This window comes from Pseudomonas sp. IT-P44 (assembly GCF_949768225.1).
GTDB lineage: Bacteria > Pseudomonadota > Gammaproteobacteria > Pseudomonadales > Pseudomonadaceae > Aquipseudomonas > Aquipseudomonas migulae.
This window is the reverse complement of sequence record NZ_CATKQM010000017.1, coordinates 53,305-74,325: the sequence shown is the minus strand read 5'-3', so window position 1 is coordinate 74,325 and position 21,021 is coordinate 53,305. Positions and strand designations below refer to the sequence as shown.

16 protein-coding genes and 2 pseudogenes are annotated in these 21,021 nt (G+C 61.9%); 8 read left to right on the top strand and 10 right to left on the bottom strand.

Translation table 11 applies throughout. From position 1 onward, the window contains the following. The first annotated feature begins 14 nt into the window (after window positions 1-14). The 5 genes from ACM6IO_RS10805 to feaR all read left to right on the top strand — a co-directional run bounded on the left by ACM6IO_RS10805 (window position 15) and on the right by feaR (window position 4,811). The gene (locus ACM6IO_RS10805) at window positions 15-1,298 is read left to right on the top strand and encodes an aromatic ring-hydroxylating oxygenase subunit alpha (protein ID WP_008041131.1); all 1,284 of its coding nucleotides are present in this window, start codon (window positions 15-17) and stop codon (window positions 1,296-1,298) included. Continuing rightward, window positions 1,295-1,795: an aromatic-ring-hydroxylating dioxygenase subunit beta gene (locus ACM6IO_RS10800; protein WP_192229058.1), complete on the top strand. Its 501-nt coding sequence runs from the start codon at window positions 1,295-1,297 to the stop codon at window positions 1,793-1,795. Before ACM6IO_RS10805 ends, ACM6IO_RS10800 begins: the two co-directional genes overlap by 4 nt. 10 nt (window positions 1,796-1,805) lie before the next feature. Then, a complete protein-coding gene (locus tag ACM6IO_RS10795; protein WP_192229059.1) occupies window positions 1,806-2,546 on the top strand; it encodes an SDR family NAD(P)-dependent oxidoreductase in 741 nt (246 codons plus the stop codon). Window positions 2,547-2,791: 245 nt separating this feature from the next. Then, window positions 2,792-3,739: a PDR/VanB family oxidoreductase gene (locus tag ACM6IO_RS10790; RefSeq protein WP_414911437.1), complete on the top strand. Its 948-nt coding sequence runs from the start codon at window positions 2,792-2,794 to the stop codon at window positions 3,737-3,739. A gap of 151 nt (window positions 3,740-3,890) precedes the next feature. Beyond that, window positions 3,891-4,811, top strand: a complete 921-nt coding sequence (gene feaR / locus ACM6IO_RS10785; RefSeq protein WP_008041136.1) for a transcriptional regulator FeaR — start codon at window positions 3,891-3,893, stop codon at window positions 4,809-4,811. A gap of 708 nt (window positions 4,812-5,519) precedes the next feature. On the opposite strand, the gene ACM6IO_RS10780 is transcribed toward feaR, so the two are convergent. After that, window positions 5,520-6,149, bottom strand: a complete 630-nt coding sequence (locus ACM6IO_RS10780; protein ID WP_008033885.1) for a response regulator transcription factor — start codon at window positions 6,147-6,149, stop codon at window positions 5,520-5,522. Window positions 6,150-6,410: 261 nt separating this feature from the next. Here ACM6IO_RS10780 and hpaC point away from each other — a divergent pair, with 261 nt between their 5' ends. After that, window positions 6,411-6,923, top strand: coding sequence for a 4-hydroxyphenylacetate 3-monooxygenase, reductase component (gene hpaC, locus ACM6IO_RS10775; RefSeq protein ID WP_008033884.1), 513 nt, complete (start codon window positions 6,411-6,413; stop codon window positions 6,921-6,923). 138 nt (window positions 6,924-7,061) lie between these two features. Here hpaC and ACM6IO_RS10770 read toward each other — a convergent pair. The 3 genes and pseudogenes from ACM6IO_RS10770 to ACM6IO_RS10760 all read right to left on the bottom strand — a co-directional run. Further along, window positions 7,062-7,658: pseudogene (locus ACM6IO_RS10770) on the bottom strand (methyl-accepting chemotaxis protein); the annotation flags it as partial. A 261-nt stretch (window positions 7,659-7,919) separates the two neighbouring features. After that, window positions 7,920-8,969: pseudogene (locus ACM6IO_RS10765) on the bottom strand (HAMP domain-containing protein); the annotation flags it as partial. Between the two features lie 406 nt (window positions 8,970-9,375). Continuing rightward, the gene (locus ACM6IO_RS10760; RefSeq protein ID WP_207285952.1) at window positions 9,376-10,698 is read right to left on the bottom strand and encodes a hypothetical protein; all 1,323 of its coding nucleotides are present in this window, start codon (window positions 10,696-10,698) and stop codon (window positions 9,376-9,378) included. A 276-nt stretch (window positions 10,699-10,974) separates the two neighbouring features. On the opposite strand from ACM6IO_RS10760, the gene ACM6IO_RS10755 reads away from it, so the two are divergent. Continuing rightward, window positions 10,975-11,364: a c-type cytochrome gene (locus tag ACM6IO_RS10755; protein ID WP_008033873.1), complete on the top strand. Its 390-nt coding sequence runs from the start codon at window positions 10,975-10,977 to the stop codon at window positions 11,362-11,364. Window positions 11,365-11,411: 47 nt separating this feature from the next. Then, on the top strand, window positions 11,412-12,902 hold the full coding sequence (locus ACM6IO_RS10750) for an aldehyde dehydrogenase family protein (protein ID WP_192229066.1): 1,491 nt from the start codon (window positions 11,412-11,414) through the stop codon (window positions 12,900-12,902). A gap of 1 nt (window position 12,903) precedes the next feature. Here ACM6IO_RS10750 and ACM6IO_RS10745 read toward each other — a convergent pair whose 3' ends face one another. From ACM6IO_RS10745 to ACM6IO_RS10720, 6 genes are all read right to left on the bottom strand, one after another. Next, on the bottom strand, window positions 12,904-15,291 hold the full coding sequence (locus tag ACM6IO_RS10745; RefSeq protein ID WP_414911436.1) for a DUF3772 domain-containing protein: 2,388 nt from the start codon (window positions 15,289-15,291) through the stop codon (window positions 12,904-12,906). Window positions 15,292-15,405: 114 nt separating this feature from the next. Beyond that, window positions 15,406-16,590 (bottom strand): acetyl-CoA C-acyltransferase family protein, encoded by a 1,185-nt coding sequence (locus ACM6IO_RS10740; RefSeq protein WP_008033866.1) that lies wholly within the window; start codon window positions 16,588-16,590, stop codon window positions 15,406-15,408. 936 nt (window positions 16,591-17,526) lie between these two features. Continuing rightward, window positions 17,527-18,930, bottom strand: coding sequence for a heavy metal sensor histidine kinase (locus ACM6IO_RS10735; RefSeq protein ID WP_223449468.1), 1,404 nt, complete (start codon window positions 18,928-18,930; stop codon window positions 17,527-17,529). Further along, window positions 18,927-19,598 (bottom strand): heavy metal response regulator transcription factor, encoded by a 672-nt coding sequence (locus ACM6IO_RS10730; RefSeq protein WP_008043704.1) that lies wholly within the window; start codon window positions 19,596-19,598, stop codon window positions 18,927-18,929. Before ACM6IO_RS10730 ends, ACM6IO_RS10735 begins: the two co-directional genes overlap by 4 nt. A 40-nt stretch (window positions 19,599-19,638) precedes the next feature. Next, window positions 19,639-19,896, bottom strand: a complete 258-nt coding sequence (locus tag ACM6IO_RS10725) for a DUF2790 domain-containing protein (protein ID WP_008032450.1) — start codon at window positions 19,894-19,896, stop codon at window positions 19,639-19,641. Between the two features lie 123 nt (window positions 19,897-20,019). After that, window positions 20,020-20,790, bottom strand: coding sequence for an alpha/beta hydrolase (locus tag ACM6IO_RS10720; protein ID WP_008043703.1), 771 nt, complete (start codon window positions 20,788-20,790; stop codon window positions 20,020-20,022). Window positions 20,791-21,021: the final 231 nt, after the last annotated feature.

Sequence of the window (21,021 nt, the reverse complement as noted above, 5' to 3'; positions counted from 1 at the left end):
ATGAGGAGAACCGCATGAGCACTCATGAATACCGGCTGATCGCATCATCGAAAAGCCCCGAAGACCTGGTCCAGCACGACCGCGTCGACGTCTCGCTGTACAACGATCCGGCGCTGTTCGAAGCCGAGCTGGAAAAGATTTTCTACCGCACCTGGGTGTGGGTTGCCCACGAAAGCGAAGTGCGCAACAGCGGCGACTTCAAGACCGCGACCATCGGCCGTCGCCCGGTGATTGTGGTACGCGACAAGAAGGGCAACATCAACGTCCTGGAAAACCGCTGCCGGCACCGTGGCGCCACGGTGTGTGAAAAACACAAAGGCAACGCCACCGGTTTCACTTGCCCGTATCACAGCTGGTCGTACGGTCTTGACGGCAAGCTCCGTGCGCTGCCGTATCCGGACGGCTACGAAGGCATTCTGGAAAAGTCCGAATTGCCGCTGACCAGCCTGCGCGTGGAAAGTTACGCCGGCATGGTGTTCGCCAGCTACAACGACGAGATCGAGCCGCTGGAAGATTTCCTCGGCGGCGCCAAACACTGGATGGACCTGTTCATGAAGCAGGGCGCCGGTTTCCCGATCAAGACCCAGGGCGAACACAAGTTCAGCTTCAAGGGCAACTGGAAGATCCAGCTGGAAAACACCACCGACGGTTATCACTTCCCGATCGTGCACAAGTCGTTCATGTCGTCGGTGGATGAGGAAACCTCGGAAATGCTCTCGTTCATGACTGACGAACAAGCGGTCACCCATTCGCTGGGCAACGGCCACAGCGTGATGGTGATGGTGCCGGAGCATGTCGATCTGGACCATGACGACGGCACCGAACAGTTGCAGGAGCGCTTCGCTCACGTCACTGAAGAGCTGTCGAAAACCATGGAGCCTGCGCAAGTCCGTCGCATCGTGCGCTCGCTGCACGGCGCCGGTTTCAACCTGAACCTGTTCCCTAACGTCGCGATGTCGATGTCGTTCTTCCGCGTGCTGCGCCCGGTGTCGGTCACTGAAACCGAGATCCGCCACGTTGCCCTCGGTATGGACGGCGGACCGGAAATCGCCAACCGCGAACGCATGCGCATCCACGAACACTTCCAGGGCCCGTTCGGTTTCGGCAGCCCGGACGACGCCGAGGCCTGGGACCGTGTGCAGCGCGGTTCGTACGCCGGCGTCGACGCGCCGATCCTGGTCAACCGTGGCCTCAATCGCGAAATCACTGCCGAGAACGGCGACAAAGTCAGCCACGCCACCGACGAAGGCGGCATGCGCGGTGCCTACGACATGTGGAAAAGGATGATGAGCCAATGAGCAATCACGACACCCTGAACGGTTTTTCCGGCCCGTTGGCCCAGGCCATCGAATTCATCTGGCGCGAAGCCGAATTGCTCGACCACAAGAACTACGCCGAATGGGCGACCCTGTGGAGCGACAGCGGCAAGTACATCGTGCCGATCGACCCGGACACCGAGGACTTCGAAGCGAACCTCAACTACGCCTACGACGATGCGCGCATGCGTGACTTGCGCATCGAACGCCTGACCGCCGGCTACTCGCCATCGGCAGTGGACGCGGCGAAAACCATCCGCTCCGTCTCGCGTTTCCGCCTGGTCGAAGCCGCCGGCGACATCGTCGAAGTCAACTCGGCGCAGTTGCTGTACGCCTACAAACGCGGCGTGCACACGCCGTTTGTGGCCGACCTGAACCACCGTATCCGTTTCACCGATGGCGTGCCGACCCTGGAGCGCAAAGTGGTGCGGCTGATCAACTCCACCGACAGCCTGAGCGCGCTCGGCTTCCTTTTGTGAGGGCAACATCATGAGTCGAGTAGCCCTTGTAACAGGTGCCTCGCGCGGACTGGGCGAGTGCATCGCCCGCCGTCTGCACGGGGCGGGTTATCGCGTCGCCCTGGCGGACGTGCGTCTCGAGGGCGTGCGGCGATTGGCTGCCGAGCTGGATGCCAGCGGTGCCAGTGCTGTCGCCATTGAGCTGGATGTGCGCAGCAAGGCCGACTTCCAGCATGCCCGCGACGTGCTGGTCGAGCATTGGGGCGGCTGCGACATCCTGGTGAACAACGCCGGCGTGTCGAAAGTCGCCGCGTTGATGGACATCACCCCCGAGGAGTTCGACGAGTCGATGGCAATCAACCTGCGCGGCACTTTTGTCGCGTGCCAGGTGTTCGGCGCGCACTTTGCCGAGCGTGGTTTTGGCCGCATCGTCAACATCGCCTCGCTCGCCGGGCAGAACGGCGGCACCGCCACCGGCGCGCATTACGCAGCGGCCAAGGGCGGCGTGGCGACGCTGACCAAGGTCTTCGCCCGTGAACTGGCCCCGCAAGGCGTGACGGTCAACAGCATTTCGCCGGGGCCGCTGGACTTGCCGGTGGTGCGCGAAACCGTGGCCCCGGAGCGTCTGGAACAGATCCTGAAAATGATCCCGGCCGGCACCCTCGGCGACCCCGGATACATCGCCGACAGCGTGTTGCTGCTGATCGCCGACCACGCCGCCTCCGTAACCGGCGCGTGCTGGGACATCAACGGCGGCCTGTTCATGCGCTAAGCAAGGCTTCACACACAACCCTTGTAGGAGGCGGCTTGCCGGCGATGGCGTCCTCATCGGCGATACAAATCTGTAGAAGCCGGCTTGCTGCGGGCGGCGTTCCGACGATGACGCCCTCATTGGCGATGCAAGTCTCAAGGCCGCCATCGCCAGCAAGCCGGCTCCTACAAGGTGTTTTACACCAGACAAACGCAGGTGCCCGCAGGTGCCGTAAAAACAAAATCAACCGTATTTCAGGTGATGCAATGATGAAGGTGAAGATCGAAAGGATCGTCGACGAAGCGCTGGATATCCGTTCCTTTCGCCTCGTGCGCAGTGACGGCCAGCCGCTCGACGCCTATGAACCGGGTGCCCACGTCGACCTGACCGGGCCGACCGGAGTGACCCGCCAGTATTCGCTGTGCAGCCCGCCGCAGGACCGCCGCGCGTACCTGGTGGCGGTGAAGAAAGAGGCGCAGTCCCGTGGCGGTTCAGCGGCGCTGCACGAGGTGGAAGAGGGCATGGAGCTGGAAATGGGCGCGCCGCGCAACCTGTTCCGCCTCGACCCGACGGCCAGCGAACATGTGTTGTGCGCCGCCGGTATCGGCGTCACGCCGCTGCTGAGCATGGCTTATCGGCTGAGCGAAAACGGCCAGCCGTGGCGCCTGCATTATTTCGCCCGTTCGCCGCAATACGCAGCGTTCGCCGAGCTGTTGGCGAGCACGTTCACCGGGCATGTGCAGTTCCACTACGGCATCGAGCCGGGTGACATGGATGCCACGTTGAGTGAATGCCTTGACCACGCAGGTAGTACCGCACACGTGTACACCTGCGGCCCGGCACCGTTCATGAACAAAGTGGTGGAAGTGGCGGCGCGCAGCCGCTGCGACGATGCGATCCACCTTGAGCACTTCCAGGCCGATCCCGCAGCAAATGCCGGTCCGAGTGGCGGTTTTGAAGTGGAGCTGGCCAGTTCCGGCGTGGTGCTTCAGGTGCCGGCCAACGCGAGTCTGGTCGATGTGTTGCAGGCTCACGGTTGTGACATCGACACTGAATGCCGCGAAGGCATCTGCGGCACCTGCATCGTCGAGGTGCTGGACGGTGTGCCGGAGCACCGCGACAACTGTTTGTCGAACAAGGAAAAGGCGTCCAACAAACAGATTTGCGCCTGCGTTTCCCGCGCTGTTTCCGCCCGTCTGGTATTGGACATCTAACGCAAGGGAAGGCTGGCAAGCCAGCGTCGGAGCCTGTTGAATAGGGCCCGGCGGCCGTCGAAGGAGGAGACAGCCAAGGTAAGTAACATTTGCCGAACCGCTCGACGAAGCGGTCGAAAAATAACAATAAAATGCGTGAGGCTTTGCAGTGATGATGACTTCTTCGGCGGTTCGCAACGAGGCGTTCGAAAGCTGGCTGAGCCAGGTCAACCAGGCCTGCGGGCGTTTCGATGCCCGGGCCCTGGATACGGATTTCTACGGTGAGCTGGCGGAATATCGCAGCGGCGCGATCAACCTCAGTGTCGTCGACATGGCGCATGTGCACCTGTATCGCACCAGCAAGGACGTCAGCGTCAGCAGCGACGGCCACTATTACGCGGTGTTCCAGATGCGTGGCAGTTCCCGGCTGGAGCAGGGCGACAACCGCGCTCAACTGGGCACGGGCGACATCGCCCTGATCGACGCCTGCCGCCCGAGTGACATGACCTACAACGAGGATTCCCGACAGTTGTCGCTGATCCTGCCGCGTCAGGTGGTCGAGCGCGGTTCGCATTTCAATGCAGTCAACTGCGCTACACGCATCGCGGCCGGTACACCACTGGCGGCGATGGCCAACCGCTTGGTGCTGGATACCCGGCAGCAGGAAGGCCTGGACATGCAGGAAAGCGAAGCGGTACTGGATGCATTGGTCAGCCTGTTGTTGCCCGGGATCAGTGCCCGCGACAGCGGCGCAGATGCCCACGAGCGGCAGTTTCGCAAGATCATCGCCTACATCGACGAACACATCAGCGCCGAAGACCTGTGCCCCGAGCTGATTGCCCGTGAGGTAGGGATTTCGGTGCGCGGGTTGTACCGGATGTTCTCCAAGCGCGGCCTGGTGGTGGCGCAATACATCAAGCACCGACGCCTGGATTTCTGCGCGGAAAACCTGCGCCGCTCACCTGACGAGCAGAAGCTCTCGGCGCTGTGTTACGCCTGGGGATTCTCTGATTCCAGCTACTTCTCCTCGGCGTTCAAATCCCGCTTCGGCGTATCGCCCGGGGCCTATCGCAAGCGCTACAGCCACAACTGACCTCTCCTGCAGGAGCCGGCTTGCCGGCGATCGCGGGGCATCAGACGCCACCAATGTTGAATGTGCCGGCCCCATCGCCGGCAAGCCGGCTCCTACAGTAGATCATCGCCGTGCACATACCTTGAGTTCGCTGCAGACCCCTGTAGGAGCCGGCTTGCTGGCGATGGCGGAGTGTCAGGCGCCATTGATGTTGAATGTGCCGGCCTCATCGCCAGCAAGCCGGCTCCTACAGTAGATCATCGCCGTGCACATACCTTGAGTTCGCTGCAGCCCCCTGTAGGAGCTGGCTTGCCGGCGATCGCGGAGTGTCAGGCGCCATTGATGTTGCATGTGCCGACCCCTTCGCCGGCAAGCCGGCTCCTACAGTAGATCTTCGCCGCGCACATACCTCGTGTTCGCTGCAGACCCCTGTAGGAGCCGGCGTGCCGGCGATGGCGGGGCATTAGACGCCATCAATGTTGCATGTGCCGACCCCATCGCCAGCAAGCCGGCTCCTACAGTAGATCCTCGCCGTTCACATACCTTGAGTTCGCTGCACACCCCTGTAGGAGCCGGCTTGCTGGCGATGGCGGAGTATCAGGCACCATTGATGTTGAATGTGCCGGCCCCTACAGTAGATCTTCGCCGTGCACATACCTTGTGTTCGCTGCGGACCCCTGTAGGAGCCGGCTTGCTGGCGATGGCGGCCTCATGACCGCCGCAGGTCCCTCAATGCCGAGACGGCTCATCCACCGGTAAATGCAGCACTTCGCGCACCAGCATGGCAATGCTGGTCACGCCCATCTTTTCCTTGATCTTGGTCCGGTGCACATCAACGGTTTTCACGCTGATGTTCAGCTCCCGGGCGATGACCTTGCTGGCCTTGCCATCGATCACCAGCATCAACACCTCCCGTTCACGGCTGGTCAGCAGGGCGAGTTTGCCTTGCAGGTGCTGGCGTTGCTGCTGATCGGCCTGGGCATGCACGGCGGTCTTCAGCGCCGCTTGTATGCGGTCGATCATCTGCTGCGGGTTGTAGGGTTTCTCGACGAAATCCAGCGCACCGTTCTTCATCGCGGTCACCGACATCGGAATGTCGCCATGGGCGGACACGAAGATCGTCGGCAGGGTGCTGCCACGCTGGTTGAGGATTTCCTGCAGCTGAAAGCCGCTGGTTTCCGGCATGCGCACGTCCAGCACCAGGCACGCCGGTTGCTTGGGGTCGTACTGGCTCAGGAACTCTTCAGCGCCGGCAAAGCATTGCGCCTGGACACTGACCGACTCCAACAACCAGGCCAGCGAGGTGCGCAGGTCTTTGTCATCATCAACGATATAAACAATCGGTTTGCGGGTTTCCATCAGGGGTTGCCACGAGATTTTCTAATTATTGTTTTCGCACGCGTGCACGCTGCGGCGGACGTCGGCACCTATGTTGGTGCATTCCAGCAGAATACCCACTGCGACGGGCCCTGACGATAAAGAAACCACCTAGTCGACTAGCGGAAAGCCTACCTCGGCATGGGGATCGTCAGAATGGTTGCGCGCCACGCCGGGCTTTAGTCTTGTTCCATCACCCACGGGCCGCGAACACGCGGTCCTCCTGAAGGAAGGGGCACCGACATGGCCAACCTGAGCCAGCAGCAAATCGACTTTCGCAACGCCATGGCGCAACTGCCGGCGGCGGTGAACATCATCACCACCAACGGCCCGGGCGGTCGCTGCGGTATCACCGCCAGCGCCGTGTGCTCGGTGACGGATTCGCCACCGACCGTGCTGGTGTGCGTCAACCGCAACAGCGCCACCCACGATGTGTTTCGCACCAACGGCCGGCTGTGCGTCAACGTGCTGTGCGGCGAACAGGAAGAACTGGCCCGACACTTCGCCGGCATGACCCAAGTGCCGATGGCCGAGCGGTTTGCCTGGGACTTGTGGGACGGCGGCGACACAGGCGTGCCGGTGCTGCGTGATGCACTGGTGCAGCTGGAAGGGCGGATCAGCGAGTGCAAGGAAGTCGGGTCGCATTCGGTGATGTTTGTGGAATTGTCGAAGGTGGGCGTGCGCGGGGAGGGCGATAGCCTGGTGTATTTCAACCGGTTGTTTCATCGGATTGAGCATGCTGTGGCGGCTTGCTGAAACACCGCGTTATCGTTCATCGCGGGCAAGCCTCGCTCCTACAGGTGACCGGGGTGCCCGGACGGACGCGGTCACTGTAGGAGCAGCCGGGCGGCGTTCCGTTTGCTCGCGATAGCGGTAGATCAGGCACCGCTGCCTTCAGATCCGAAAACTCCCGACCAACTGATTCAGCCGTCCGGCCTCGCGTTCCAGCTCGGTACATGCCTGCAATGTCGATTGCAGGTTCTCCACTCCTTGCTGGTTCAGCGTGTTGATCTCGGTGATGTCCACGTTCAACGCCTCGACCACCGAGGTTTGTTCTTCAGTGGCTGCGGCGACCGATTGGTTGACGTTGTCGATCTCGCCAATGCGTTGCGTCACGCTGCCCAGTCGCGTGCCGGCGAGGTTGGCGATGCTGACGCTTTCCTCGCTGTGCTGCTGGCTCTCGGTCATGGTTGTCACCGACTCACGCGCACCGACTTGCAGTGCTTCAATCATCTGCTGAATCTCTGCCGCCGAGGTCTGTGTGCGTCCGGCCAGGCTGCGCACTTCGTCGGCGACCACGGCAAAGCCGCGGCCCGCTTCACCCGCCCGTGCTGCTTCGATGGCAGCGTTGAGGGCGAGGAGGTTGGTCTGCTGGGAGATGCCTTTGATCACTTCGAGGATTTGCCCGATGTTCACGGTTTTGCTGTTCAGCGCTTCGATGTTGACGCACGACGCGCTGATTTTTCCGGACAGTTCGTTCATCACCTCAATCGTGCGCTCGACCACCTGACGCCCGTCTTCGGCCTGTTGGCGCGCGGCGGAGGCTTGCTGCGAGGCATCGGAGGCATTGTTCGCAATTTCCTGGGCAGCGGCGCCCAGTTCGTTGATCGCAGCGGCGACGCTGTTGGTGCGGGTCGATTGTTCATCGAAATTGCTCAGCGATGCGTTGGACGCCAACAGCACACGCTTGGCGCCTTCGTTGACGCCGAGCGCCGCCGAAGACACCTCGCGAATGGAATGGTGAATACGTTCGACAAAGCGGTTGAACGCCGTCGCCAGTTGGCCGATTTCATCCCTTGATTGCACGGCCAGGCGTCGGGTCAGATCGCCTTCGCCCCGGGAAATATCCTCCATGACCCGCGTCAGCAGTTGCAGCGGCCGGGTGATGCGATACGCCGCGTACCAGATCAACACCAGGCCAAGCAGCGCCGAGCCGCCGCCCAGCAACAGCTCAAGCGCGGTGCTTCGCACGGCTTGCGCATCGAGTTCCTGTTGCAGCGTGGTGACCGGGGCGAGCAGCACGTTCTGCGGCACGCCAACCAGCACGCCCCACGGCGCTGCACCGACAATCGGTGCCAGCGGCTCAAGCACTTTGATCTGCTGTTGATCGACGAACACTTTCGGCTGGCCCTGACGCAAGGTGTCCATCACCTCTACATTGTCCAGCGGTTGCCCGAGGCGACTGACGTCCTGGCTGTTGGCGGAAATCACCCCGCGCGGGCTGACGATGCTGATCTGCCCGTTGCCATCGAACAGTTGGAGCGCGCTGGCTTCGCTGTTCTTTTGCAGGGCGGCGAGGTTGATGTCGAGGCCGACCACGGCGATGACCTTGTCATGGTCCAGCAGCGGGAACGCGATGCTGGTCACCAGTTTGCGGCTGCCGGAGGCCTCGTCGAAATATGGCTCCAGAACGCAGGCTTTGCGGGTGTCACGGGCACAGGTGTAGAAGGCGTTGTAGGGCGCGCCGCTGGGGCCGGGCGAGGTGTTGGCGAGCAGCGCTTCGTCACCGATCACCGCTTGCAGTTCGCCGGGTTTGCTTTGCACCCAATACAGCGAAAAGCGCCCGGTTTCGTTGCTGCCCATGGCCGCCTGATCGACGAAACCAGCGTCGGCGCCGTCCAGGGCATCGGGTTCGAAAATGACATAAAGCCCGAGCAGGTCGGGCTTGTCGATCAGGGCCTGGTGCAGCTGGGTGCTCAGCTCCTGGCGCAGTTGTGGACGGGTAAGGTTGCCCTGATGTTGCAACTGCCTCAGGTAGAGCAAATAGCGCGACAACCCTTGGCCATATTCGTGCGTCTGCATGAAGGTGCGTTGCACCTGCATCGCTTGCACTTTGCCCAGCGCCTGCATGTGTTCCTTGGCGGCGTTGGCGAGCATTTCGCTGCTGGCCTCGGCCACTTGCTGGCTGCTCCGATGGGTTTGATACAGCGACAAACCCATCAGCAAACCCACCACCAACAGCAGGCAGAGGCCGGCGAGCAGGGCAATCTTGCTCTGAATCGTCAGGAATTTTTTGTGCATTGGAAAGGCCTTTTTCCTTGAAGAGCAACGCAATCCCTGTAGCGACTGGCGAAGCCTGTGGGAGCGGGCTTGCTCGCGAAAGCGGTGTGCCAGTCGACATCAATGCTGAATGTCAGGCCACATTCGCGAGCAAGCCCGCTCCCACAGGCTTCGCCAGCTACTAAAAGGATCGCGCTGCGGTTAAGTCTTAGAACGTAGTGGCGAAAATCACCTGGCTGTAGAGGTTCTTGTCGTTGCTGCCCAGCTGCGTGCCACCTTCGTCGGCGCTTTTGTCCGGCTGATAGAGGCCGATCAGCGGCATCACCGTCAGGTGCTCGTTGACGTGCCATTCGGCATACAGATCGACTTCGTGGCCATCGGTATTGCCGAGGTTGCGGTCGATGGTGTCGAAGTTGAAATACATCGCACCGACCGTCAGGTTCTCCAGCGGCGAGACGGTGAACTTGACTTGCTGGATACGCGAGTTGGTGTTGAACGGGCCGGCGTAGTTACCGGCGACTTCACCCTGGAACCAGGTGCCGAAGCCACGGCTGAATCCATAGAACAGCGTGTCATAACCTTCCGAGAAACGGCTGTAGCGGTAGCTGGCATTTGGCGTCCAGGCCACGTCGGCGAAGGTCCAGCCGGCTTCCAGGTACCAGGCGTCTTCAGTGCTGGTGTGGGGTTTGTCCTGCTTGGCGTATTCGCCGGAGAGGAACAGGTTTTGCACCCCGGCATTGCCGGCTGCGCGCAGGCTGTAGGTTTTCATGCCGTCGCGTTCAAGCTGCGAAGGGGAGGCGAATTCTTCGTCGACATCGGTGGTGTCGATGTAGGTCAAGCCGACCGTGCCTGCTTCGGCGACATGCTCAAGCGTGCCGACGTACATTTCGGTTTTCGCTTGTGCGCGGTTATCGGACTTCAACCACATCAAGTCGCCACGCCAGCCTTCCTTGCCTCCCAGACGCAACACCGCGGTCTCGTCGAAGGCTTTGCGCGCCGCCAGCCAGTACGCGCCTCCGCGGTTGAACTCACCGTCGGCCAGACCTTTGCCCAGGTTGAGCGCGTCGCCATTAATCAGGAAACCATCACCGACCACGATGTTCTGACGACCGAAGGACAGGTCGACGCCGTCCTCGCCGAGCACGTCGAACAGCTTGCCCGAACGCCAGCCGAGGTAGGCGTCTTCGAATTTGGTGGTGCGTTCCGAACCGTCGCTGAAGCCTGCGGCATCGCCGTCGCCCCAGGTGCCGGAGCTGAGCAGGTTCGCCGCGCCATATGCGGTGCCGACACCGGCCAGGCCCTTGTCGAAGCTCAGGCCATATTTGATGTAGCCCTCGCGCCACGACGAAGAACCCGGGTCGAGGCGACCGGACAGCGCGTAGTTTTCCTGGCTGTGGAAGATGCCGAAGACCGCTTCCAGCGTGGCGTTCAGGTGACTGTCGTCATCGGCGTAGAGTTCGTACGCGCCGGCATGGCCGGCGCTGATCATCAGGGCAAGTGTAGAGAGACGCAGCAAGGGGGACTTGAGCATGTGTGGCATCCGTTCTTGTTCTTGAGCGCAGGTTTGCGGTCTTTTTCGATACTAAGGCGCGGAACTTTTCCGGCCTTTTGTGTGGTTGCCAAAGAGTTGGCTGTGCTTGCCAAAATGCCCGGTTTGGCAGCCTCGCCAATACGACTGGCACGCAGGGCAAAACCTGCGCATCACTGACCATCGACAATCCCTCTCAACCCTGTCGATGCACCGCTGCGTCGGCGCTCCCGTGTTGCCGCTCAATGGATGAGCGCGGATTTTCAAGGTCGTTTTCCTATGTTCACCTCGCTGCGATTGCCCCTCATCGGTCTGCTCTCACTCACCCTCGCGCACACCGCGTTGGCCGCTGACTGCGCGCCCGACCAGGGACATGGCGCCCAGGTCTTCGCCAATGAATGCGCGGTCTGCCATTCGGTGACCAAGGGCATGACGGGAATGATGGGGCCGAACCTGGCGGGTGTGGTCGGGCGCAAATCCGGCTCGCTGGAAGGCTTCAACTATTCCCAGGCCATGCGCAGCAAAGACATCAACTGGCAGGCCGAGAACATCGCGCAACTCATCACCCAACCCCAGGCCTTCGTGCCAGGGACCTACATGCCCTACATGGGCCTGGCTTCGGCCGACGATCGCCAGGCGGTCGTGTGTTTCCTCAAAGAACAACAGTAATCAGCCCGTTATCCGGCTGAACAACACGTCTGAACCAAAGGTGATTTATGAGCAACGTTGAAATCCTGCCGCAGGTTGCTGCATTCCTTGACCGCCGCCACGGCTGTTTTATCGATGGCCAATGGGTGTTCGCCGAAGGGCCGCGTATTGCCGTGGTCAACCCGGCCACCGGAAAAACCCTGTGCGAAACCCTCGACGCGCCGCTGGACGTGGTCGAGCAAGCCGTGCAGTCGTCGCATAAAGCCTTCAAGTCCGGCGTGTGGTCGGGCCTGCGCCCGGCGGACCGCGAACGCATCCTGCTGAACTTCACTGCGCTGGTAGAAGCGCATGCCGAAGAGCTGGCGCAGCTGGAAACCCTGAGCCAGGGCAAGTCGATCAACATGGCGCGCGCACTGGATCTGAACGCCACCGTGGAGTTCATGCGCTACATGTCCGGCTGGGCGACCAAAATCGAAGGGCAGACCTTTGACGTGTCGATTCCGCTGCCGCCGGGGGCGAAATTCACCGCGTTCACCAAGCGTGAGCCGGTGGGCGTGGTGGTCGGGATCGTGCCGTGGAACTTCCCGTTGCTGATCGCGGCGTGGAAGCTGATGCCGGCGCTGGCCACCGGTTGCACGGTGATCATCAAGCCGGCGATGGAAACTCCGCTGACCGCCATGCGCCTGGCTGAACTGGCGCTGGAAGCGGGGATTCCGGCGGGCGTGTTCAACGTCGTCACCGGTGGCGGCGCCAATGTCGGTGGTGTGCTGACGGCGCATCCACTGGTGAGCAAAGTGTCCTTCACCGGTTCCACGGCGGTGGGCAAAAGCGTCGGCGTAGCGTGCATGGAAAACATGACGCGGTTCTCGCTGGAGCTGGGCGGCAAAAACCCGATGATCGTGCTGGCCGATGCCGACATCGAAAAAGCCGTGCAGGGCGCAATCCTCGGCGGTCTGCTGAACAACGGCCAGGTGTGTGCCGCGGCTTCGCGCTTCTACGTGCATCGCTCGATCCACGATCAATTCGTTGAAGCACTCGCCGCCGCCGTATCGGCGATGCCCATCGGCGCAGGCATGAACGGCGAGGCGGCGATCAACCCGCTGGTCTCACGCAAGCAGCAGCAAAGCGTGCTCAAGCACATCGAGCTGGCGCGTCGCGAAGGCGCACGAGTAGTGTCCGGGGGCGAGTTGGTGGAAGGCGAGGGCTTCTATGTGCAGCCGACCATTCTGGCCGACATCGATCACAGCATGGCGGTGGCCCGCGAAGAGGTGTTCGGCCCAGTACTGGGGGTGATGCCGTTTGACGATGAAGACGCCGTGATCGCCCTGGCCAACGACAACCGCTACGGCCTGGCCGCGAGTCTGTGGACCAATGACCTCGGCAAAGCGATGAACCTGGTGCCGCGCATCGAGGCCGGCACTGTTTGGGTCAACGCCCACGTGCTGCTCGACCCGGCCATGCCGTTTGGTGGCGTCAAGCAGTCCGGCATGGGCCGCGAGTTCGGGCGTGCGGTGATCGAGGCCTACACCGAGCTGAAATCAGTGTGCATCGCCCACTGATTCACACCGTGGGTGCCGGCTTCGCCAGCTCGATACCGGCGTCACTCAGGCGCTTGAGGATTTCAAACAGCAGGTCGCTCTTGGTCACGCCGACGATTCTCGGGCTGCCGACATAGCCAGTGACCGTCAGCGTGATGCCCTCGGGGGTCAGTTTGCTGAAGCGCACCATCGGCGCCGGTTTGTCGAGAATGGTCTCGTGCTCGCGGTAGGTGTTGTAGAGCAGGTCTTTCACCTGTTCGGGGTCGATGTCCAGGGGGAAGGTCAGTTCGAGTGACGCCACCCCTTGGGCGCTGCCGCCCAGGGTTACGTTGCGCAGGTTTTGCGAGATCAGCTGCGAATTGGGCACGATGACAATCGAGCGGTCACTGAGCTGGATTTCGGTGGCCCGCACGTTGATCCGGCGGATGTCGCCCTCGACCCCGCTGATGCTGATCAGGTCGCCGACTTTCACCGGGCGCTCGGTCAGCAGGATCAGGCCTGAGACGAAATTCTTGACGATCTCCTGCAAGCCAAAACCAATCCCCACCGACAACGCACTGACGATCCAGGCCAGGTTCGTCCATTGCACGCCCAACGATGACAGCGTCAGCAGAATGACCAACGCATAGCCGATGTTGGCAAACAGCGTGGTCAGCGAAGCGCGCATGCCAGGGTCCATCTCGGTTTTCGGCAGGAGCTCCTTGTCCAGCCAGCGGCCCAGCGTGCGAATCAGGTAGATGCCGATCAGCAAGGCCAGTGCGGCATTGAGCAGGTGCCCGGGGATGATGTTCAGTTTGCGCAGCCCGGCGCCGCCGAGAATGGAAAAGACGTTGGTGAGCAGTTGCCCGAGCGTCGTGCCGACCCCGCCGACGAACAGGGTGACCAGCGCCAGCAGCAAGAGTCCGGCCCGCCCGACCCCTGAAAGAACGATCGAGATCTGTTCCAGGCGCCGGTCTTCAATGCCGAGCAACTGCTTGAGCGCCTTGCCGCTGGGGCTTTTGATTGAAAAAAAGTATTCGCAGGCATCTTTGAAGCACTGCATCAGCAAATAGAAACCGGAGAGGATGAGAAAGCCCCAGACCAGTTCATAGGTGACGAACCTTGCCAGGGACACGTAACCGGTCAGGAGGGATACCAGGCAGATCACCATCGCAAGACTGGCGAGGGTGTAAAGCACGCCCGCGAACGTCCTGCCGGCTTCATAGGCTTCGCCAGACGCCACGACGGCTCTGCGGACTTTGCCGGTGCGCCACAATAAATCCACCAGAACGCACGTAACAACCAGTGCGACGACCCCTCGACCGGCGATCACGATGCCACTGCTCATGCCTGTTGCGTTGGTAATCTGGATCATTGTCACCAGAACCAGCAGCACGCCTGCCAGAACCCGCGGATAAGGCTTGAGTGACAGCGCCACCTGATCGGCAAGCGCCGGCAGCCGCCACGACGGGTGCTTCGTGGACAACAGGGCGCGGCTCAACGCGGTGATCAGCACGCAGGTGTAGGCGACTTTTTCGAACTCCTGGGAGAACGTCGTCAGTGTCGGCGTCAGCGGAGCCTGGCGTGTGAAGACATAAAACAGCAGTTGCAGGGACAGGCCGACCGTCAGCACCGTGGCCAATACGGAAGCCAGCGCCAGGGAGCTTCGGCGCAGGCGTCCTTCTGGCATCCGGTGAATGCAAAGCCACGTCAGCCCTCGTTCCGCGAGACGGCGGCCCAGCGTCCAGATAAGCAGGGCCAGCAGCAACAGTACGCTGGTGTAGAGGCGTTGGCCCGGTTGCCAGGCCAGTTTGACGACCTCACTTGCCTGACCGAGGAACGATGCGAAGCGCTGTCGATCATCCATCGAAGGGCTCAGGATCGGTGACCAGAACTCTGGGTTCAGGACGCTTCGGGTGCTCAGGGTCAGTTCGCTTTCCAGCATGTTGCGACGGATGCCGGCAATCTGGGTGATGAGGTCGGTGGCACTCGTTTTCAGGGTGGCCAGGGTTTTCAGGGTGGCGTCGACTTTGTTTTTTTGCTCGGTGAGCGCGACCCTTTGCGCGGTGATATCGGGCTGCTCGGCCGCGGCGTCATCACGCGGGACAGGCCCCAGCACACCCAGTTGCGCACGCAGTTGAGTCTGCAGGGGAAGCAGCGAGGTCGAGAGGCGATCGACATCCAGCATGAACATCTGGACGAGGTCCTGCGGGGCCTCCAGCTGGCTGTAGTTATCAACCAGCGAGATCTGTTGTTTGAGGGCGTCCAGCCGAAGTTGCAACGCCTGGAGGTCGCTTGGGGAAACGCTGGGGGGCGCGGCAACCGCCCTGGGCATTGAAATGTCCGCAGGGTCTGCCGCCAACAGCATTCCGGGGACCGCCCCGAAAAGCGTGAAAGCGACGAAAATCATGGCTTTCAGTGCATGACGCATAGGAGTGCCTGACTCTGTTGTTAGTCATTCAGCCTATGAGGTTAGGTCATCAGTCAAACCTTCGAGCAATAGTTTGTTCGGCTGCCCCCGTTGAACGGGGGCAGGGTGGACGAATCAGACGCGTTCGAACAGCACGGCGATGCCCTGGCCGCCGCCGATGCACATGGTCGCCAGTGCATAACGGCCCTGGACACGGTGCAGTTCGTGAATGGCCTTGGTCGCGATGATCGCGCCGGTGGCACCCACCGGATGGCCCAGCGAGATGCCCGAACCGTTGGGGTTGACCTTCTCCGGGTCAAAGCCCAGTTCCTGCGCAACGGCACAGGCTTGCGCGGCGAAGGCCTCGTTCGACTCGATGACATCCAGGTCGGCGACGGTCAGGCCGGCACGCTTTAGTACCAGACGAGTGGCGGGAATCGGGCCGAGCCCCATCAGTTCCGGCTCGACACCGGCGTGGGCATAGCCGACCAGCCGGGCCATTGGTTTGAGGCCTTGTGCGCGCACCATTTCACCGGTGGCCATGATCAACGCACCGGCGCCGTCATTCAGGCCCGAGGCGTTGCCGGCGGTGACGCTGCCGTCCTTTTTGAAGGCCGGTTTCATCTTGGCCAGTTGCTCGGCATTGACCTCGGCGCGCACGTGTTCGTCGGTCGCAAAGGTCACGGTGCCTTTGCGCGATGCCACTTCGATTGGCACGATCTGACTGTTGAAGCGGCCTTCGGCGATTGCCCGGGCAGCGCGCTGCTGGCTGAGCATGGCCAGTTCATCCTGGGCCTGACGCGTGATGCCGTAGCGCTCGGCGATGTTTTCCGCGGTGATGCCCATGTGGAACCCGGCAAACGGGTCTTGCAGGACGCCGAGCATGTAGTCGATGGCCTGCATGTCACCCATGCGTGCGCCCCAGCGCGCTTGCGGCAGCAGATATGCGCCACGGCTCATGGATTCGACGCCACCGGCCAGCGCCGCGCCCGCATCACCGAGCATCAGGCTTTGCGCGGCACTGACGATTGCCTGCAAACCGGAACCGCAGAGACGGTTGACGTTGAAGGCGGGTGTCTCTTTCGGCAGGCCGGCATTCATCGCCACCGCCCGGGAGATGTAGGCGTCGCGGGCTTCGGTCGGGATTACATGGCCCATCACCGCATGGCCGATGTGCTCAGGCGCCAGCCCCGAGCGCTCGATGGCGGCGCGGCAGACGTCGGTGGCCAGTTGAATCGGTGGCACATCCTTGAGCGAGCCGCCGAAGCTGCCGATGGCGGAACGGACGGCGCTGATAACGAAAATGTCGGATGGGTTCATGTGGGTTTCCCTGGTTCGGTCTTGTGCGCGTTTGGCGCTGTTATTGGGGGCAAGAGTCTAGGGGCGGTGGTTTGGTTGGGATAGGTCGAAAGTGCTCAAGGGGGGTGGTGTTTTTTGCCATTTGCGGTGGGTGGGGGTATATCCGTTTCTGCGGTCATGGCTGCTGGCGGTTTCGCTTTTACAGCGAGTCACTTTCGAAAAGCGCGAAAGTAACCAAAGCGCTCTTGCCCCTTTCGTTCGGTGCCTCGCCTAGGCTCGGCATGCCCTCGCTCCGGTCCTGCTCCGTGGGCCCGCCGCGATCGGCCATCCTTGGCCGTGCGCGGCTAACCCGGCATCCATGCCGGGTTGCCCACTGCGCAGAACCTGCGCTCGGCCTCTCGAGGGTGCGACTACCGCCACAGCCGCCGAGGCGACCTGAAAGCCGGCCTGGCTCTACGGTCGTGCGCACTCTCCCGCACTGTGGTGGCCGCACTAATTTTGGATGTTTGCACATCCCCCTGTAGGAGCCGGCTTGCTGGCGATGGCGTCCGTCCAGCCAATACATACGTTGACTGATTCACCGCTATCGCCAGCAAGCCGGCTCCTACAGGGAATCGCGTTTGCTTTTGATTTTCACCACTCATCAGGCCGAGCGTTAGCTCGCCTTCAGCTTTTGATCTGAGCGCCCCCTCGAGAGGCCGAGTGGAGGTTCTGCGCAGTGGGCAACCCGGCATGGATGCCGGGTTAGCCGCCCCCGGCCAGGGATGGCCGATGGCGGCGGGCCCACGGAGCAGGACCGGAGCGAGGGCATGCCGAGCCACAGCGAGGCACCGAACGAAAGGGGCAGAAGCCCTTGGTTACTTGGGGCTCTTCCAAGTGACTCGCCGTAAGGGCGAAACCGCCAGCCGCCGTCACCAAAAAAACGGATATTCACACCAACCGCGAAAACACCAAGCCTCACTCACCCACCCGACGCCCCGGAAAAAACAACTCAAAACACGTCACCCCCTCACTGCTGCTTACACTGTAAGCCCCGTTATGCAACTGCATGATCGTCGCCACGATCGACAGCCCCAAGCCATTGGAATGAGCCGAACGCTCGCGGGATTCGTCAACCCGGTAAAAGCGTTCAAACAGCCGGGGCAGGTGCTCGGCAGGGATGGTCTGGCCAACGTTACGCACGACCACCCGGATCCCCTCAGCCGAAGGTATGGCGCGAATGACCAGCTCAGAATGCGCCGCGCCATATTTGATGGCATTGGCGCACAGGTTGGCCAACGCACGGCGCAGCAGCATCGGCTCAGCCCAGATCACGCCGCTGCCCTGGGCATCGATGCTGATCCCGACATCCGCCGCCAGCCCTTCAAAATAGTCGGCCATACGTTCCATTTCGTCAGCGGCATCCAGCTCCTGGCGTTGGCTCAGGGCACTGGCCGGGTCGGTACGCGCCAGAAACAGCATGTTGTCGAGCATCCGCGCCAGACGCTCAAGCTCTTCGACGTTGGAGGCGAGCAGTTGCTGATAGGCCTCGACGCTGCGGTTCTGCTGCAACGCAACCTGGGTTTCGCCGAGCAGGTTGTTGATCGGCGTGCGCAATTCATGGGCCATGTCGGTCGAGACCTGACCCAGTTGCACGAAACCCTTGCCCAAGCGGTCGAGCATTGCATTGAGCGCGTCGATCATCGGCAGCAGCTCCCGTGGCGCGCCCTGGCCATCGAGGCGCTCGGTGAGGTTGCCGACACCAATGCCGTGGGCATGCCGGGCCAGGCGTCGCACGGGCAGCAGGCCGCGATGCACCAGCAGATAGCCGGACAGCGCCAGCAGAATCGCCGCCACGCTGGCGAACAGGTACACGTTGAGGCGGTAGCGGGCGAGCACGGCGGTGCGCTCGGTCATCAGGCGTCCGGTGACTACCTGCAAGCTGCCCATGTCGTCGGATTCGATGGTCGCCGCGACGGCCGCGAAAGGGACGCCGTCCACGCCGGGATAGTGCTGCACATCGGCCAGGCTCAACGGATGGTCCATCGACACCGGTGCCAGCGATGGCAAGGCGAGGTTGCCGGGATTGACCACCAGCAGCGGTTTTTGTCCGGCGGCGCCAATGGTCAGCAGGGCTTCGCGATTGCCCAGCATGTTCTGGAACAGCGCCGGTTTGGTCCTGATCAGCTCCAGCGTATTGCTGTCGTTGAGGAAGGTGCGCAGTTGATCGATGCGGTTCACCAGGGCCGCGTCGTCGCGACGGATCAGCTCGCGCTCCAGGTCGCGGTACAGCGCCACGCCCAACAGGGTCAGCGAGACAAACGCGAGCAGGGCAAACACCAGCGCCAGGCGCAGTGTCAGGGAATGGCGAAGGCGACTCATGCCTGGGTGTCGAAGCGGTAGCCGATACCGCGCACGCTGTGGATCAGCTTGAGCTGGAACGGGTCGTCGATTTTCAGGCGCAAGCGACGCACGGCGACGTCGACGACGTTGGTGTCACTGTCGAAATTCATATCCCAGACCCGTGACGCGATCATCGAGCGCGACAAGACCTGGCCTTGATGCGTGGCGAACAAATGCAGCAGGGCGAATTCCTTGTTGGTCAGGGTGATCTTCACGCCTGCGCGAGTGATGCGGCGCTTGAGCACGTCGATCTGCAGGTCGTCCACCTGCAGTTGTTCTTCTTCGCGGGTGGGACCACGGCGGGTCAGGGTGCGCAGGCGCGCCACCAGTTCGGCGAAGGAAAAAGGCTTGATCAGGTAATCGTCGGCGCCCAGTTCCAGGCCCTTGATGCGGTCGGCGATGTCATCCCGCGCGGTGAGAAACAACACCGGCGTGTCGGCTTCCTTGCGCAAGCGGCGCAGAACTTCCCAGCCATCCATTTTCGGCATCATCACGTCCAGCACGATGACATCGAAATCGTGCTCCAGAGCCAGGTGCAGGCCATCGATGCCGTCCCGCGCCAGGCTGACGGAGTAACCGAGTTCCTGCAGGCCGTTGAGCAGGTAATTGCCTGCCTTGGGTTCGTCTTCGACTACCAGGATATTCATGGGGTTTGTGCCTCAGCCAATTGGCGCCAGTGTAGCCGGATCAATGATCGTTGGTGCAGCCCGTGCCGTTGACCTGGTAATCGAGGACGTGCTCGCGACCCTGGTGGTCGAGGTAGTCGAGTCGCGCCGGGATCACGCCGCATTGCTGCGAGATGTCGGTACTGGCGAGGACTTTGGCGACGTCCATGTGCACGAAGAAACCGGTCTTGTCGTGGATCACCGGCGCAGTGGTCTGCGTATCGGCAAACGCCGAGCCGGTGGCGAGGAGGGCGGCGAAACCGAGGATTAACATTTTCATGAGGTGTCTCTCTATTCAGGTTGGCTGCCGGGAATGGCCTGACAGTGAGTTCAGGTTAACCAGGCGATCCGGACAGCCGACCAACAGTTCAATGACAAAGTTGTAATGAAACCGGGCCTGGCGTTATGGCTGGCGGCCGGAGGCTTCGAGGATCAGGTCGGCGATTTCTTTGGAATGGGAAACCAGCGATAAATGGCTCGACGGCAGCTCGATGGTGGTCGCGCCCATGCGTTTGGCGAGGAAGCGTTCGAGGTCCGGGTTGATGGTCTGGTCGAGGCTGGAGACCGCGTACCACGACGGTTTGCTGTGCCAGGCGGCTGCGGTGGTGCGATCAGTGAACAGGGTTTTGGCAATCGGTTGCTGGACGGCGAACAGTTGCATCGCCTTGTCGTGGGGCACGTCGCTGGCGAAATATTTGAGGAAGGCATCCTGTTTCAGGCTGACGAAACCGTCGTGTTCTTCGGTGCCGGCACGCACGGGCATGGTCGGGTATTTGGCTGACAGGGCGACGAAATCTTCCCCGGCGTCCGGGGCGCGGGCCGCGACGTAGACCAGCGAGCTGACCTTTGGATTGACCCCGGCTTCACTGACCACGGTGCCGGCGTAGGAGTGGCCGACCAACACCGTCGGGCCGTCCTGTTGGTTGAGTACACGTTGGGTGGCGGCGACGTCATCGGCGACCGAGGTCAACGGGTTTTGAACGGCGGTGACGTGCAATCCGGCGGCCTGCAACCGCGAAATCACGTCCGCCCAGCTCGAGCCATCGGCCCAGGAGCCGTGTACCAGCACGACGTTGTCGGCCTTGACCGGCGCGATGTCGCCGGCCATGGCGGAGCCGGTGCCGAGCATCAGCAGGCTGGCGGCGATCAGGCAGAGTTTGTTCAATGGTTTCATGGTATCGACCCTTGTCATCATCAGTGGGAGGCGTCACCCGGTGTGGGTGACTGACGACGCCACTTTAGGAAGCGAGGGTGCTGGCTACGCTGACAAGTCGATGACAAGTTTGTAATGCACGGCTGTCGGGTTTTGCGGTGATCTTGCGACCGTCATCGCCGGCAAGGATTCGGTACAAACGCCGCGAACCTGTAGGAGCCGGCTTGCTGGCGATGGGGCCGGTGGGAGCAC